Source organism: Kribbella sancticallisti (genome assembly GCF_039530625.1).
GTDB lineage: Bacteria > Actinomycetota > Actinomycetes > Propionibacteriales > Kribbellaceae > Kribbella > Kribbella sancticallisti.
Genome location: NZ_BAAAOS010000036.1, coordinates 29371 through 45103 on the forward strand (window position 1 = coordinate 29371; position 15733 = coordinate 45103).

Sequence of the window (15733 nt, forward strand, 5' to 3'; positions counted from 1 at the left end):
GGATCAGGCGTCCAGGTGGGTCTTCAGGAAGTGCAACTGGTGGCGCATGAGGCCTTCGGCAGCGGCCTCGTCGGTGGGCAGGTGAGTAGCGCCCGACAGCGGCAGGACCTGATGCGGCCGACCGGCCGTAAGCAAGGCCGCGGACAGGCGCAGTGTGTGGGCGGCGACCACGTTGTCGTCGGCCAGGCCATGCACCAGGAGCAGTGGTCGTTCGAGCTTGGCGGCGTCGGTGATCGGTGACGACCGGTCGTAGTCCGCACCGAACTCGTCAGGATGTCCGAGGAACCGCTCGCGCCAATGCGTGTCGTACAGCCGCTGGTCGCTCGGGCCCGCTCCCGAGATCGCGGCGTGGAAGACGTCCGGCCGGCGCAGTACCGCGGCTGCTGCGAGGGTGCCGCCATAGCTCCAGCCGGTGATCCCGACGCGGCTCAGATCAAGATCCGGGCAGTACTCCGCCGCCGCGTGCAGCGCGACCACCTGGTCCTCCAACGGCCCCGACAGGGTGTCGTGGTGAACCGCCTTCTCCCACGCGGGACCACGCCCCGGAGTACCGCGGCCGTCGGCGATCACCACGGCGACCCGGCTTCGGCGTACCACTGGGCGGTGGCGAACCAGCCGCCGGTCACTCGCATCACCAGCGCCATCGCGGGGCCGCCGTAGGGCGCCATCAGGACGGGAAGTTTCCGCTCCCCCGGCTGATGCCAGGACGGCAGGAGGAGCGCCGTACGGAGTTCGCGGTCGCCCGCGCGAAACCAGGTGATCCTGGGAGTCACGGCCGGCTTCGCGACGAGTGAGGTGATCGCCTGGTCGGGCCGGCCGTCCCGGCGTACGACGAAGGAGCGTCCGCTCTCGGTATTCGAGCTGAGGAGGAGAGCGCCGTCGACGCGGAGTCCGTCGTGGGAACCCGGGCCTTCGCTCAGGCGGCGTAGGCCGGTCTCGTCGAACAGCCAGAGGTGGCACTCGGTCGGCTCGTCGGTGGCGAGGAACAGGACGGATTCGCCGGTGACCTGGAGGACTTGCTTTACCTGCAAGCCTTCCGGGGTCACCGGTTCGCCGTCGATCGTCAGTTTGCGGGTCGCTCCCGCGTCTTCGGTGTGGACGAGTCTGCCCGACGCCGTGCGGGCCGGAGTACCGGAGATCAGCTGCACCCAGGCTGGGTCCTGCTGCTCGTGGAGTAGTTGCGTGCGGCCCGTATCGGGGTCGGCGCTCAGGACGTGAAGGGTGCGCTGGTCGCGGGACTGCACGCTGAGCAACGGACCGTGTGCGTCCCACCCGACCGACACGAGATACTCGTACGCCGTACTGTCCCACGAGAGTTCGACGGATTCGCCGGTCAGGTCGAAGGCGTGCAGGGATACCAGCGCGTTGGCGGTTCCTGCCGCGGGGTATGGGATCTCGCGGGGTGGGCGCGCGGGGTTCGCCGGGTCGGCGATCCACCAGCGCTGGACCGGGGTGAGGTCGACCCTGGTCGCAAGCAGACGGGTGCCGTCGGGAGACCACCAGTGCCCGCGGTGGCGGCCCATCGACTCGGACGCGACATGCTCGGCCAAGCCCCAGCTCACCTCCGGGTCATCGTCGGCGGCCAGCACCCGATCGTTGCCATCAGCAAGCTCCACCATCCGGAGAACACCGTCGCTGACGTAGGCGATCCGGCTGCCGGTCGGGTCGAGCCGCGGGTCGACGACCGCCCCAGCAGTCGGCACCGGCCGGGCCCGCAGCCCGAGCCCACTCGGGTCAGTGCCCTGCGGGGCGCCGGCAGCGGAGGGCGCGCCCTCAAGGTCGAGCACCCACAGATTGCCGTTCTGGGCGAAGCTGACGCGGCGTACTGCCGCGTCCGCGGAGTAGGCGACCACGCCGGCCGAGGTTTCCCGGGCTCGTTCGCGGCGGATCTTCTCCGCCTCGGGGATCGGGCCGTCGGCGCCGAGGTTCTCGGGTGCTACCAGCAGGTGTTCCCGGTCGTCGTCGAGCATCCAGAGGCAGCTGGTCAGGTCCTCCGGGCCGCGGCTGCGGAGGAACAGCACCCGCTCACCGGACGGGGACAGGGTGAAGGCGCGCGGCAGGCCGAGGGTGAATCGGCGGGTCCGCGCGGACTGGGCAGGGAATCCGTGGGTATCCATAACCGAGACTCTGGGCTGCCTATCCGGCGGCTGAACTGGAGTGGGAGCACGACGACGGCGATCGGACACTTTGCGTGGATCGGCGGTGCGTTGCGGAGAATCCGACTGCGGTCAGTCTACCAATCCACCAGGCCAAGACCAGGGCGGATGGTTTAGCAGACAACTAACACGCTGTAATCGGTTCCCGGCTCAGGTGAGCCAGTCGCCGAGCGGGCCGATCGCGAAGTACACGACGAACAGCGCCGAGACCACCCACATCAGCGGGTGGATCTGGCGGGCCTTGCCGCGGACCACCTTGAGCACGACGTAGGAGACGAAGCCCGCGCCGATGCCGGCCGTGATCGAGTACGTGAACGGCATCAGGATGATGGTCAGGAAGGCCGGGATCGCCAGGTCCAGGTCGTCGAAGTCGATGTCCTTGACCTGCGTCATCATCAGGAACCCGACCAGCACCAGCGCCGGCGTGGCCGCCTCGTACGGCACCAGCGTGACCAGCGGCGCGACCACCATCGAGATCAGGAAGCAGATCCCGGTCACCACGCTGGCCAGCCCGGTCCGGGCCCCCTCACCGACACCCGACGCGGACTCGATGTACGACGTGTTGCTGGAGACCGAGGCGGCTCCACCGGCGGCGGCCGCGACGCTGTCCACGATCAGGATGCGCTGCGTGTTCGGCGGGTTGCCTTCCTTGTCCAGCAGCCCCGCCTCCGCGCCGATCGCGGTCATCGTGCCCATCGTGTCGAAGAAGTCGGCCAGCATCAGGGTGAAGATCAGCAGCAGCGCGGACACCACGCCGACCTTCTCGAACGAGCCGAACAGGTTGAACTCGCCGATCGTGTCCAGGTTCGGCGTACTGAACCACTGCTCCGGCAGCTTCGGCACGCTCAGGCCCCAGCCGCCGGGGTTGTCCGGGGTCCGGCCGCCGACGTCGAAGATCGACTCGACCGCGATCGCCAGCACGGTCGCGGCCAGGATGCCGATCAGGATCGCGCCCTTCACCTTGCGCGCGTACAGCGTGATCACCAGCACCAGGCCGACCACGAAGATCAGCACCGGCCAGCCGCGAAGGTTGCCGCCGACACCGAGTTCGACCGGCGGGCCGGCCGGCGACTCCGGGCGGCGGACGAAACCGGCGTCGACCACACCGATGAAGGCGATGAACAGGCCGATGCCGACGCTGATCGCGATCTTGAGCTGCCGTGGCACCGCTTCGAAGACGGCCCGGCGGAACCCGGTCAGCACCAGCAGCAGGATGATGACGCCCTCGATCACCACCAGGCCCATCGCGTCGGCCCAGGTCATCTTGGTCGCCACGCTGAACGCGATGAACGCGTTCAGCCCGAGCCCGGTGGCCAGCGCCAGCGGGAAGTTCGCGACCAGGCCCATCAGGATGGTGACCACGCCGGCCACCAGCGCGGTGGCGACCGCGATCTTGGCGATCGCGACGGCCGGATCGGTGCCGCCGCCGACGAGTTGCCCGGAGCCGTCCTCGACGGTGCCGATGATGAGCGGGTTCAGCACCACAATGTAGGCCATCGTGAAGAAGGTGACCAGCCCACCGCGGACCTCGCGGCCGGGGGTGGAGCCCCGTTCGCTGATCTTGAAGAAGGAGTCGATGAAGCTGGACCTGGAGCGGGCAGTGTCAGCCTGTGGCGAGCTCATGACCGAATGGTGCCAGCTGCCGCCGATGCCTGGCGAGCGGTTCCCCGAAACCGGTCGAGCCGTGTCGGGTGCCGCCGATCCGCCGGACTAAGGTGGAGGCGTGGCAGATCCCGAAGAGGCTCCGGCGTCGAAGAAGCGGAACGATCCGACGAGCCAGCTGGCCCGCGGCGAGCTGGTGCACGCCGAGGTCAAGCCGCTGGACCTGTCCGGCATCCCGTCGGTGATCGTCGGGATCGTCGCCTGGGCGGTCGCGTTCGTGATCGTGCTGATCTTCCGCGACCGGCTGCGGGAGAGCGGCGACGAGTGGTGGTTGTGGGTCACCGTCGCCGGCTTCGGCCTCGGCTGGATCGGCCTCGCCTACTGCCGCCACCGCTGGACCGCCATCCAAGCCGGCCACCGCCCAGCCACCGAAGACTGACCAACACCTCCAGCTGCGGCAGCCCGCCACACCTGCTGCCGCAGGCAGCTACAGCAAGGGGCGGGCGGGGTAACTGAACTGCCAGCGGATCAGGACTGGGGGTGCTCGTCAGCGACCTCGGCTGTCGACTCCTCGACGGCTTCGGCTACCTCGGTGACCTCTTCGACCTCGTCGTCGGACGGCGGCTCGGCCGCGGCCTCGACCTCCGCCTGGACCGCGTCGGCCTCCTGCACGTCGTCGTCCGTCGGTACGCCGTCCGCCGTGGACGCGGGGTCCATCGCCAGATCGTCATACCCGGTGGTGTCGAAGGCGTGCTCGGTCGACGGCTGCTCAGGAGCCTCGATCACCGAATCCGAGTGGGCTCCGCAGCCGTAGTCATACGCCACAACCCGGCCATCACCCGGCGCCATCTCGTTCGCGCACACCCCGAACGCCTGACCGAGGCTGTCCCTCAGCCGAATCCAGTAGCCACACGAGTTGCACTTGTACGGAACGGCCTGGGCGATCGGAGACGCCGGACCGAAGTCACCGGAGTACCAGCGCTCGGCTGCCTCCTCGCGACCGATCGGCGAGAGCACCCGCTCGCGACCGAGCCCAAGCTCCTCGACAACCTCCAGCACGTCCTCAGACGCGCCGGTCTCGGTGAAACCGGCCTCGAGCCGCGGGTCGTCCGGCAGCGTCGGGAACAGATCGCCAGGGCGCAGGTCGCCCGGCTGGACCCGCTCCGACCACGGCACCCACTCCGGCGCGACGATCGCCTCGTCGCCCGGCAGCATGACGACCTCGTTGATCGAGGTGGTCTTGGCCCGGGAGGCGCGGGTGAGCGTGACGGCCCAGCGCCAGCCGCGGTAGCCGGGGTGGGTGGAGGCGAAGTAGTGCGTGACGAGCCGCTCACCCTCGACCGCATAACCGAGGTGCTCCCCGACCTGCGCGGCGCCGGCTTCGGCGATCGCGGCCTCGCGGGCAGGTTCGACAGCCGCGACGCAGATGGCGTCCGGCTTGGCGCGGACCGGTTCCGGAGTCTTGACGGGAGTCACAATCGGTCATTCTCGCACGCTTGCCGCCACGATCCGAACCGCGTCGAAACCTCCGGTCTGTCCCCCTCACAAGGCAGGATGGTGACATGGAACGCCCGGACCCCGCAGACCGTCCCCGCGGACGCCCAGCCGACCCCGCCGGCAGCTCGAACGAGCGCCCCGCGGGCGAGCGCAGTACGGGCGCGGGTGGGGAGCGGAAGGCCGGGGAGCGGTTGGGGGAAGCTGGGAAGAAGATCGGAAGCGCGGGCAAGAAGTTCGGGCAGGCATCCAAGGTGGGGGCCAGCGGGGTGGCTTCGGCGTCGCGGAGGACGGCTGACGTCACCGGGCGGATCGGCAAGGCGACCGGACGGCGGATCAGTGGTCTCACCGGCGCCCAGGGGGCTCGCGAGTCCGGGCTCTCCCGGCTGATCGAGCTCGGCTTCGTCAACGCCGCCGGCGACACGGCCTTCGCGGTGTCCCTGGCCGGCACGGTCTTCTTCGCGGTACCGAGCTCCCAGGCCCGGGACCGGGTCGCCCTCTTCCTGCTGCTGACGATGGCGCCGTTCGCGTTGATGGCGCCGCTGATCGGCCCGATCCTCGACCGCTTCCGGCACGGCCGGCGCTGGGCGATCGGCGCCACCCTCGGGCTGCGCGGATTCCTCGTCTGGAGCCTGGCCGCCTCGATCGGCGACGGCGACACCTGGCTCTATCCGGCCGCCCTCGGTTGCCTCGTCGCCTCGAAGGCGTACGGCGTCACCCGGGCGTCCGCAGTACCACGGCTGCTTCCCAAGGACATCACCCTCGTCACCGCGAACTCGCGGATCTCCCTGGCCGGCGTGGCCGGGGCGACCGTCGGCGCCGGGATCGCGGGCGCGTTCGCGGCGATCGGCCCGGAGTGGTCGCTGCGCTGGGCCGCACTGGTCTACACGATCGGCCTGATCCTCGCGATCCGGCTGCCGAGCCGCGTCGACTCCCCCGCCGGCGAGGAGATGACCGGTACGGCGGGACGCGAGGCCCGCCGCCGGGCCTTCACCGCCGCGGTGGCACGAGGCATCCGCTGCAACCTGGGACTGCGGTTCCTCTCGGGCTTCCTGACCATGTACCTGGCGTTCCTGCTCCGGGACAAACCGATCAGCGGGATCGACGGCGCGCTCGCGGCGGGCGCGGTGATCGCCGCCGCGGGGATCGGCAACAGCCTCGGCACCCTGACCGGATCGTTGCTCAAGGCCCGGAAACCCGAGGCCGTGGTGCTCGTCGTGCTGCTCGCGGACGCGATCGTGGCGGTCCTCGTCGCGGTCTTCTACGGGTTCCCGATCCTGATCGCGCTCGGCCTGGTGGCCGGCCTGTGCAGTTCGCTCGGCAAGCTGTCGCTGGACGCGATGATCCAGCGCGACGTCCCCGAGACCGTCCGCACGTCGGTCTTCGCCCGCTCGGAGACCGTGCTGCAACTGTCCTGGGTGATCGGCGGCGGCTTCGGCATCGTCCTGCCGCTGATCCCCCGCCTCGGCTTCGGCTTCCTCGCCGCCGTCCTGGTCCTCGTGGTGATCCTGGTGCTCCGCTTCAAGCCCACCACCCATCCCCGCACCACCGGCACCGGGGGCCCAGGCACTCGCGGCTCCGGCGGTTCGGGCGGCTCCGGAGGCTCGGGCGGCTCCGGTGGTCCCGGCGGCGCCGGACCGGACGGTGACGGCTCCCCCGGACGCGGATCGGTCGTCCCGCCGGAGCACCAGGACACCCGGCTCGTCCAGACCCGCGATCCACGCCCCGGCGCCACCACTCGCACGATCATGACCAGCGAGCCCGAATCGATCGCCGAACGCCGAGCCGCCGGCCCGCGCAACACGCCGACCGGCCGCACCAGCGAACCGACCGTCGAGATCCGTCTCGACCCGCGCCCGAAGGAGTCTCGGCCCGAACCACCGGCCGGTCGCTGGTGGAGCGGACAACCCGATGACGACGAGACGATCGAAGACGAAGCGCCCTGGGCCGCCGAGCCGACCGTGGAAGAGCGACCCAGACCAACCGAACAACCGCGCAAGGGGCCCTTCCGGCGCCGCCGGTAGGACCCAGAGCGACTCACTGCCTCAAGCAACTGATTGCGGCAGCCCGGCGGTGTCGCCGTCACCATCGGCGTCGGTCGGCGTCGGGTGGGCGGTGCCGCGGAGTACGAGGGTGACGGCGACCGCGGTGATGGCGAGCATGATCGTCCCGACCAAGGCGGCGACGTTCATGCTGTGGCTGAAGGCGTGGCGGGCCGCTGCGAGCAGGCTTTCTCCAGCCGCACCAGGAAGCTGGGACGCGGCGGCAGCGGCTCCGGCGATTCCTTCGCGGGCGGCTGCGGGGAGACCGCTCGGCAACCGGGAGTCGAGGTCGCTCCGATAGGCAGCCGTACCGATGCTCCCCAGTACCGCGATGCCCAGCGCGCCGCCGAACTCACTGCAGGTCTCCATCAGCGCCGACGCAGAACCAGCCCGCTCAGGAGCAACCGCACCCACCACGGCCTCGGTGACCAGCGACATCACCATCACCAGCCCGGCCGCGAGGAGCCCAGCACCACCCAGCAGGACCACCAGCCCCGAATCAACACGCATCTGCGTCAGTACGCCGAACCCGGTCGCCGCCACCACGAACCCGCCGCCCAGTACGTACGCCCGGTCCACCTTGCGAGCGAGCGCAGTACCGAGAGGTGCGGCAGCTCCAACGGCCACAGAAGGCACCAGTGACCACAGCGCGGCCTTCAACGGCCCCATGCCGAGCACCAACTGCAGGTACTGCGTCATGAACACCGCGTTCCCCACCAACGCCACCATCCCGATCGTGTTGGCGGCCAGAGCACCACTGAAGGCACGATTCCGGAACATCGGCAGCTCGATCATCGGGTGCTCCGCGGTCCGCTGCCGCTGCAGGAACGCCAGCCCGACGAGCAACCCGGCCACGATGCTCACCACCGGCAGCGCCGCCATCCCGTGCGCGGCCAACTCCTTGATCCCCCAGATCACCGGCAGTACCGCGGCCAGCGACAGCACCGAGCCGACCAGGTCGAACCGCCCCTTCGCCGACCCCTTGAACTCAGGCAGCAGCACCGGCGCGAGGACCAGCAGCGCAAGCATCGCCGGGGTGTTGACCAGGAACACCGAGCCCCACCAGAAGTGCTCCAGCAGTACGCCGCTGAGCACCGGGCCGAGCGAGATGCCACCCATCATCACCGCACTCCAGAACGCGATCGCCTTCCCGCGCTGGGCCGGGTCGTGGAACATGTTCCGGATCAACGCCAGCGTCGACGGCATCAAGGTGGCGCCGCCGAGGCCGAGCACCGCGCGGGCGGCGATCAACTGCTCGGGCGTCTGCGAGTACGCCGCCAGCACCGAGGCCGCGCCGAACGCGATCGCCCCGATGATCAGCAGCCGGCGACGGCCGATCCGGTCGCCCAGCGAGCCCATCGTGATCAGCAGACCGGCCAGCACGAAGCCGTAGATGTCGAAGATCCACAACTGCTCCGTCGCCGACACCCCGAGGTCCGCGCTGATGAACGGGACGGCGAAGTACAGGATCGACACGTCCATCGAGACCAGCAGCAGCGGCAGCGCGAGCACGCCGAGTGCGATCCATTCCTTCCGGCCGGCCTCCGGACCGGCGAGCTCGGTGCTGCTCATGACCCTCCAGATATCTGTGTACGACGCACACTGTGTGCGCGATACGCAGACCATACCCACGATCTGTCTATGATGTAAACAGATGGCTCGAGAAAGGGCGCGCGATGAGTGAGACCACAGCAGACCTGCCCAGGGTGTTGCAGCAGTTGTGGGGCCTGGAGGGACCGGCCCGGCCGGGACCGAAACCGACCTTCCAACTCGGTGACATCGGCGCGGCCGCGATCAGGATCGCCGACGAGTCCGGCCTCGGCGCCGTCTCGATGAGCAAGGTGGCGGGCGCGCTCGGGTTCACCACGATGTCGCTCTACCGGTACGTCGACTCCAAGGACGACCTGTACGTCGTCATGCTGGAGGTTGCCTTCGGCAGCCCCGGCCCGCTGGATCCGAAGGCCGGCTGGCGGGAGCGGATCACTGCCTGGGCGGTCAGCTTCCGCGACGCGATCCGGCGGCATCCGTGGGTGCTCCAGGTCCCGGTGCTGGAACCACCGCTGTCACCCCTGCAACTGGAGTGGATGGAGCGCGGCCTCCAGGCCTTCGAGGACACCGCGTTGACTCCGCGCGACAGCCTCTCCGCGATGCTGCTCGTCAACATCTACGTCCGCGGCACCGGCGCGCTGACCGTCAACTCGCTCACCGACGTCGACGGCGAGGCCGGCAAGACCTATGCCCGGCGACTGAAGATGCTCGCGGACCCCGACCGCTTCCCCACCATCGCGCGCAACCTGCAGGCCAGGCCGCCGGAGGATTTCGACGTCGACTACGACGCCGACGAGTTCTTCTTCGGCCTGAACACCGTCCTGGACGGCATCGAGGCCCTGATCGCCCGGCGCACCAAGAACTAGCCGGTACTGCGCTGCGCCCTGCCGCACGTCCACTGGGAACGTGCGGCAGGGCGCAGCGCCGTACGGGTCAGATGTCGAGCTTGTCGGCGACGCCCCGGAGCACGGTGGCGGCGCCGCGGGCGGCCTTGCTGTCGGGGTGGCGGCCGCGGCGGTAGCCCTCGCCGATGTTGTCGAGCATCTTGATCAGATCCTCGATCACGAGAGCCATCTCCTCGGGCTTCGGCCGCATCGCCTTGGCCACCGAGGGCGGCGGGTCGATCAGCCGGACCTGCAGCGCCTGCTCACCCTTGCGACCCTCGACGACACCGAACTCGACCTTCTGGCCGGGCTTGAGGTTGGTCACTCCGGCCGGCAGGGCTTCAGCCCGGACATAGACGTCCCCGCCCTCCTCCTTGCTGAGGAAGCCGAACCCCTTCTCGGAGTCGTACCACTTGACCTTGCCTACAGGCACGGGAACCTCTTCGATGTCAATCGTCGGAACAGGACGGAGGGGTACCGGACGGGCTGTCCGGACCGGCTACCCAGCGTACGTGAACCAAGCTCACCACGCCCGTCAGAAACTAACTGATGAGGCAACGATTCCGCACTGGTCGGTCTCGTAAGTCCCGGGAAGGCGCGCGGACCCGCCCGACGCGGGTGCCGGGGCGGGCGTCAGCGGTAGCGGTCGGGGTTCGCCAGGCGCTCGTTCATCGAGCCGGAGCGGAAGCCCCTGGCGTCGGCGGCGGCCGCCGCGAACCCCTCGGCGCGGACCAGTTCGACCAGGGCCGCGGTGTCGACGGTGCCGAGCAGTTCGGCGTCGATCTCGATGCTCGCGGACTCGCCGAGATCCCGCACCCGGACATTCTGTACGCCGTACGGCGTGAGGTGGTTCCGCACGGCCTGCTCGGCGCGGTCGACCCGGGCCAGCAGGTTCGGCGTGATCCGGATGCCGTAGGCGATCCGGCTGGACAGGCAGGCGGCCGCGGGCTTGTCGGACGTCTCCAGCCCCCAACTGCGGGACGCCTCCCGGATCTGCGCCTTCGTCAGCCGCGCGTCCCGCAGCGGGGTGATCGCGCCGCGCTCGAAGGCCGCCCGGATCCCCGGCCGGAAGCCGGCGATCGCGTCGTCGGCGTTCGTCCCGGTCGCGATCGCCTCGATGCCGAACTCGTCGGCGATCGGCTGCAGCGTCTCGACCAGTTCGGCCTTGCAGAAGTAGCACCGGTCGCCCGCGTTGGCCTGGTAGCCCTCGCGGTCCATCTCGTGCGTGTGCGGGGTGACGTGCCGCACGCCCAGGCTGTCCGCGAAGCGCGCGGCGGGCTCAAGCTCCGCCACCGGCAGGCTCGGGCTCACCGCGGTCGCCGCGACCACGTTGGCCGGGCCGATCGCGCGGGCGGCAGCGGCCAGCAGGAAGGCCGAGTCGGCGCCGCCGCTGAAGGCGACGACCATCTGCTCGTAGCTCGACAGCCGCTCCATCAACGCCTCGAGCCGCTGCTCGAGCACGTACTCGTCCAGCCAGGCCGGGAACTCGGTCAGATCGTTCAGTACGACGTCCGCTCCGTAGGCGCGCAGCTCATCCGCGGAGAACGGCCCGGTGGCGACGCTCACCGCGACAGCTCCGGCCGCGTGCGCCCCATCGATGTCAGCCGTGTGGTCACCCACATAGATGGTCGCTTGGTGCTCCCGCAACGCGATGCCCTTGTCGGCGCCGTGGAGATCGCCGATCGGCTCGTCGACGTCCAGGCCGAGGTGCTCCAGGTGCAGCCGCACACTCGGCTCGTACTTCGCGGACACCACCACGGTCCGCCCCCGCAAGGCGCGGATCGCGGCCAGCGACTCGGCTACGCCCGGCAACGGCAGGCTGCCGGTGATGGCGTGCTCCGGGTAGTGCTCGCGGTACCGGGCGACCATCGCGTCGATCTGCTCGGCCGGGAACCAGTTGGCCATCTCCCAGGTCAGCGGCGGCCCGAGCCGGCTCACCACGAGTTCCGTGTCGATCGGTACGCCGGTCTCGGCGGCGAGCAGGTCCCAGACGGCCTGGATGCCCGGCCGGGAGTCGATCAGCGTCATGTCCAGGTCGAACCCGACCACGAGTTCCGGCACATCGGTGGGCACGGCGGCTGACTGGATCTCGGCGGTTGACACGTCCCCAACCCTACGTCTTCACCCCGGCGGCCCTCCCCGCCGCCAAGATCCCGAGACGGTTCGCCGTTTTACAGCATCGTACTGTCCGTCCGATCTCTTGACATTCTGATAGGAAATGTAAACCCTGAACCCGTGGACTCCTTTGCCGAGCGGACCAAGCGGCGGTTGCGGGACGAGTTGCTCGATGCCGCCTACGACGCGATCGTCAGCGGCGGGTACGACGGGCTGCGGATGGCGGAGGTGGGGCGCCGGATCGGGGTGTCCCGGCAGACCGTCTACAACGAGTTCGGCGACAAGTGGGGTGTGCTGCAGGCGGTTGCCGCGCGCGAGACCGAGCGGTTCCTGCTCGACGTGAACGCCGCGCTGGCCGAGCACAGCGACCCGATCGAAGGGCTCCGAGCCTCGGTCGAGCGCGCGCTCCTGCTGGCCGCGGACAACCCACTGGTGAAGGCGGCGCTCGGCGCACCGGGTTCGGACCAGGCCAGCCAGTTCCTGACGACGCGTGGCCAGCAGGTGCTCGAACTGAGCCACCAGCGGCTCGACGCGCACGTCCGCGAGCACTGGCCGGAGGTGCCGGCCGAGGACGCGACCACCTGCGTGGACGTCGCACTGCGCGTAGTACTGAGTCACATCGTGAATCCCGGCGCGGCTCCGGCCGTCGTCGCGGAGCAGGTTGCCCGAGTGGTGGGTCCCTTTCTCAGGAGCTTCAGGAGGCAGGCATGACGACGACCAATCCCCTGTACCGGCAGGGTTTCAGCTCATTGCGGGCAGGCGGTCTCAACTGGGACTCGCTGCCGCTGCGGCTGTTCGACAAGGGCAATCGGAAGTTCTGGAACCCGCGCGACATCGACTTCAGCCAGGACGCTCTCGACTGGCAGAGCTTCACCGACAACGAGCGCGAGAATGCCCTGATGCTGTGCGCGCAGTTCATCGCCGGCGAAGAGGCGGTCACCGAGGACATCCAGCCGTTCCTGCAGGCGATGGCCGCGGAGGGCCGGCTCGGCGACGAGATGTACCTGACCCAGTTCTGCTTCGAGGAGGCCAAGCACACCGCGGTCTTCCGGATGTGGCTGGACGCCGTCGGGGTGACCGACGACCTGCATCGCTACATCGAGAACAACCCGGGCTACCGGGCGATCTTCTACGAGGCGTTGCCGGTGGCACTGAGGTCCCTCGCCGACGATCCGTCGCCGGCGAACCAGGTGAGAGCCTCGGTGACCTACAACCACGTAGTAGAAGGCACTCTGGCCCTGACCGGCTATCACTCGTGGAACCTGCTCTGCACCGGCCGCGGGGTCCTGCCCGGCATGCAGGAACTCATCCGCCGCATCGGTGACGACGAACGCCGCCACATGGCCTGGGGCACCTTCACCTGCCGTCGCCACATCGCCGCCGACGAGTCCAACTGGAAGGTCGTCACCGACACGATGGAGGACTTGCTCCCGCATGCGCTCACCCAGATCCAGTGGGCGCTGGACAACATGCCGGAGATCCCGCCGGAGATCGACCCCACCGCCCTGATGACGTACGCCGGCGACCGAGCCACCCGCCGCCTCGGCGCGATCGAGTCGGCCGTCGGCGCCGACGTAGCCGGTATTGACCTCGACTACTCCCCCGAGAAGCTCGAGGACGTCTTCGGCGACGAGGACTCAGCGGCGCTGGCTGCCGTTCGTTAGAACCACTACCAGGGCTCCGAGAGCCAGGACTCCGGTCAGCCAGGTGACTGTGGTGGTGCCGAGGTTGTCGACTACTTGTCCGCCGGCGAAGGCGCCTAGGGCGATTGCTGCGTTGAATACTCCGACTAGCAAGGCGGACGACGCTTCAGCCGCTCTAGGCGCTGCTGCGAGCTGCCAGGCTTGGGTGGTGACAGTGACTCCTCCATAGAAGAAGCCCCAGATCACCAGCAGGAAAAGGGCTCCCAGTGCTGTCTTGCCGAGGTGGGGCAGGAGCAGTACGGCGATGGCGAGTACTGCGGAGATCATGCCGAGCATGCGGCGTACGGACTTGGCCGCACCGGCTACGAAGTTCCCGAGCACGCCTGCTACGCCGTACGCGAGAAGGAGCGTGCTGATCAGGGTCGGTCCGGCTCCGGCGAGTTCTTCTAGGACCGGCCGGATATAGGTGTACGACGCGAAGTGCGCGGTGACCAGGAGGGCCACGAGCAGCAGGCCACGTCGTACCTGCCGATGTCTCAGTACTGCGGCCAGCCGCGCGGGTGGCGCCGCGGGCAGAGGTGGAAGCAGCAACGCCAAGAGGCCCGCGAGGGCGAGAGCGAACAGACCGAGCGAAGCGAAGGCCCACCGCCAGCCGGCCAACTCGCCGGCATACGTGCCGGCCGGCACGCCGAGCACCGACGCCACGGCGATCCCGCTGAAGATGAGTGACGTCGCCGGTCCGACGGACCTCGCGGGCACCAAGCGCGGAGCAAGCCCGACCGTCAGCAGCCACACTCCGCCCATCGACACCCCGGTCAGCACTCGGGCGACCACCAGCACCGAGAAGCCGGGCGCCACGGCCGCCACCAGATTCGCCACGGCCAGAAGCAGCATCAACCCGACCAGCACGATCCGGCGATCGAGCAGACCGAGCACCCGCGGCAGCACCGGCGCGGAGACGGCTGCGACCAGCCCGGTCACGGTCAGGCTCAGGCCCGTGGTCCCTTCGCTGACCCCAAGGTCGGCACTCATCGGCGTCAGCAACCCGACCGGCAACATCTCCGCGGTCACCACACTGAAGACGGTGGCCGCCATCACCGCGGCCGCTGCCCACCCTCGCGCGTCCGTGCTCTCGGCCTGTCCCAGAACCTGTGTCATGTCTTCAGCCAACGCCCACGGCAGGACGGGAACAACGATGATGTGCTCATCCTTGTATTAGCTGAGCTCATCGATCAGGGGAGGCAGTCATCAGTCTGGAGACGCGGGAGCTGGAGTGCTTCCTGGTGCTGGCCGACGAACTGCACTTCGGGCGGACCGCTGAACGGCTCTACCTGTCCCAGAGCAGGGTCAGCCAGTTGCTGCGGGCGCTGGAGCAGCGGATCGGTGGGCAACTGGTCGAGCGGACCAGCCGGCGGGTCAGTCTGACACCGCTCGGGCGCGAGTTCGCGGCGTCGCTGCGTCCGGCGTACGCCGCTTTGGAGCGGGTGGTCGAGTCGACCCGGCAAGCGGCGCGTGGGGTCGAGGGGCAGCTGCGGATCGGCTTCCAGGGCACGGCGAACGACCACATCCTGAAGGCGGTCGCCGCGTTCCAGGAGGAGTACCCGGGCTGCGCGATCGACGTCACCGAACTGCCGTTGAACGACCCGTTCAGCGCGCTCCGGCGCGGCGAGGTCGACACCGCGGTCGTCCTGCTTCCCGTGGCCGAGGACGACCTCGTGCTCGGTCCGATCTTCTCCCGGCAACCGCAGACCCTCACGGTTTCCACCCGGCACCCTTTCGCGGGCAGAACCACCGTGACCGCCGAGGATCTCGCCGGCACCGCGCTGATCTCCGTCGCCGGCCCGGCCCCGGGGTACTGGCGGCAGGCGCAGGCGCCCGCTCACACCCCGAGCGGCACCCGCATCCCGCCCGGCCCGGAGGTGCGGACCTTGCAGGAGGGCCTGTCGATGATCGCGGCCAACCGTGGCGGCATGCTCCTGTGCAGGCCGACAGCGGAGTACAACCAGCGCGCGGACATCGTGCACCTCCCGATCAGCGGGCTCCCCGACTCCTCCCTCGGGCTGATCTGGCGCCGCGGCGAGGAAACTCCCCACCTGAAGGCCTTCGCCGCCACCCTTCCAAGCTGAGCCCGCATCACAGCCGCCAAGCACTAGGTCACCTGATCAGAGAATCGGCGACTAGGAAGATCTCCAGGGCCTCGGCAAAGTCGCGCTTCATGACGTGAGCAGCGCCAGTGGGCGTCGGTTGTC

13 protein-coding genes and 1 pseudogene are annotated in these 15733 nt (G+C 69.3%); 6 read left to right on the forward strand and 8 right to left on the reverse strand.

The features are described from left to right. Positions 1 to 3: 3 nt before the first annotated feature. The 3 genes from ABD255_RS24945 to ABD255_RS24955 all read right to left on the reverse strand — a co-directional run bounded on the left by ABD255_RS24945 (position 4) and on the right by ABD255_RS24955 (position 3779). The gene (locus ABD255_RS24945; protein ID WP_344217986.1) at positions 4 to 573 is read right to left on the reverse strand and encodes a prolyl oligopeptidase family serine peptidase; all 570 of its coding nucleotides are present in this window, start codon (positions 571 to 573) and stop codon (positions 4 to 6) included. Then, positions 567 to 2117: a DPP IV N-terminal domain-containing protein gene (locus ABD255_RS24950; RefSeq protein WP_344217988.1), complete on the reverse strand. Its 1551-nt coding sequence runs from the start codon at positions 2115 to 2117 to the stop codon at positions 567 to 569. The genes ABD255_RS24945 and ABD255_RS24950 overlap by 7 nt, the downstream gene beginning before the upstream one ends. Positions 2118 to 2306: 189 nt before the next feature. After that, positions 2307 to 3779, reverse strand: coding sequence for an NCS2 family permease (locus tag ABD255_RS24955; RefSeq protein WP_344217990.1), 1473 nt, complete (start codon positions 3777 to 3779; stop codon positions 2307 to 2309). Between the two features lie 100 nt (positions 3780 to 3879). Here ABD255_RS24955 and ABD255_RS24960 point away from each other — a divergent pair, with 100 nt between their 5' ends. Next, complete coding sequence (locus tag ABD255_RS24960; protein ID WP_344217992.1) at positions 3880 to 4197, forward strand: DUF2530 domain-containing protein; 318 nt, start codon at positions 3880 to 3882, stop codon at positions 4195 to 4197. 272 nt (positions 4198 to 4469) lie between these two features. Here ABD255_RS24960 and ABD255_RS24965 read toward each other — a convergent pair. Further along, positions 4470 to 5237: pseudogene (locus ABD255_RS24965) on the reverse strand (DUF3027 domain-containing protein); the annotation flags it as partial. An 83-nt stretch (positions 5238 to 5320) separates the two neighbouring features. On the opposite strand from ABD255_RS24965, the gene ABD255_RS24970 reads away from it, so the two are divergent. After that, positions 5321 to 7276, forward strand: coding sequence for an MFS transporter (locus ABD255_RS24970; protein ID WP_344217996.1), 1956 nt, complete (start codon positions 5321 to 5323; stop codon positions 7274 to 7276). Positions 7277 to 7297: 21 nt separating this feature from the next. Here the strand turns inward: ABD255_RS24970 and ABD255_RS24975 are convergent, their stop codons facing one another. Beyond that, positions 7298 to 8866: an MFS transporter gene (locus tag ABD255_RS24975; RefSeq protein ID WP_344217998.1), complete on the reverse strand. Its 1569-nt coding sequence runs from the start codon at positions 8864 to 8866 to the stop codon at positions 7298 to 7300. A gap of 104 nt (positions 8867 to 8970) precedes the next feature. On the opposite strand from ABD255_RS24975, the gene ABD255_RS24980 reads away from it, so the two are divergent. Then, positions 8971 to 9708 carry a TetR/AcrR family transcriptional regulator gene (locus ABD255_RS24980; protein WP_344218000.1) on the forward strand — a complete coding sequence of 246 codons (738 nt, stop codon included), beginning with the start codon at positions 8971 to 8973 and terminating at the stop codon, positions 9706 to 9708. 67 nt (positions 9709 to 9775) lie between these two features. Here ABD255_RS24980 and ABD255_RS24985 read toward each other — a convergent pair whose 3' ends face one another. Together ABD255_RS24985 and larE are read right to left on the reverse strand one after the other, a co-directional pair. Beyond that, positions 9776 to 10159 (reverse strand): cold-shock protein, encoded by a 384-nt coding sequence (locus tag ABD255_RS24985; RefSeq protein WP_344218002.1) that lies wholly within the window; start codon positions 10157 to 10159, stop codon positions 9776 to 9778. Positions 10160 to 10359: 200 nt separating this feature from the next. Next, the gene (larE, locus tag ABD255_RS24990; RefSeq protein ID WP_344218004.1) at positions 10360 to 11829 is read right to left on the reverse strand and encodes an ATP-dependent sacrificial sulfur transferase LarE; all 1470 of its coding nucleotides are present in this window, start codon (positions 11827 to 11829) and stop codon (positions 10360 to 10362) included. Positions 11830 to 11961: 132 nt separating this feature from the next. Here larE and ABD255_RS24995 point away from each other — a divergent pair, with 132 nt between their 5' ends. Then, positions 11962 to 12552: a TetR/AcrR family transcriptional regulator gene (locus ABD255_RS24995; protein ID WP_344218006.1), complete on the forward strand. Its 591-nt coding sequence runs from the start codon at positions 11962 to 11964 to the stop codon at positions 12550 to 12552. Continuing rightward, on the forward strand, positions 12549 to 13505 hold the full coding sequence (locus ABD255_RS25000) for a R2-like ligand-binding oxidase (protein WP_344218008.1): 957 nt from the start codon (positions 12549 to 12551) through the stop codon (positions 13503 to 13505). The genes ABD255_RS24995 and ABD255_RS25000 overlap by 4 nt, the downstream gene beginning before the upstream one ends. On the opposite strand, the gene ABD255_RS25005 is transcribed toward ABD255_RS25000, so the two are convergent. Then, positions 13479 to 14642, reverse strand: coding sequence for an MFS transporter (locus ABD255_RS25005; RefSeq protein WP_344218010.1), 1164 nt, complete (start codon positions 14640 to 14642; stop codon positions 13479 to 13481). The two genes, ABD255_RS25000 and ABD255_RS25005, sit on opposite strands and share 27 nt — an antisense overlap. Positions 14643 to 14752: 110 nt before the next feature. On the opposite strand from ABD255_RS25005, the gene ABD255_RS25010 reads away from it, so the two are divergent. Further along, entirely contained in the window at positions 14753 to 15610 is an 858-nt protein-coding gene (locus tag ABD255_RS25010) for a LysR family transcriptional regulator (protein WP_344218012.1), read from the forward strand. The last annotated feature ends 123 nt before the right edge of the window (positions 15611 to 15733 follow it).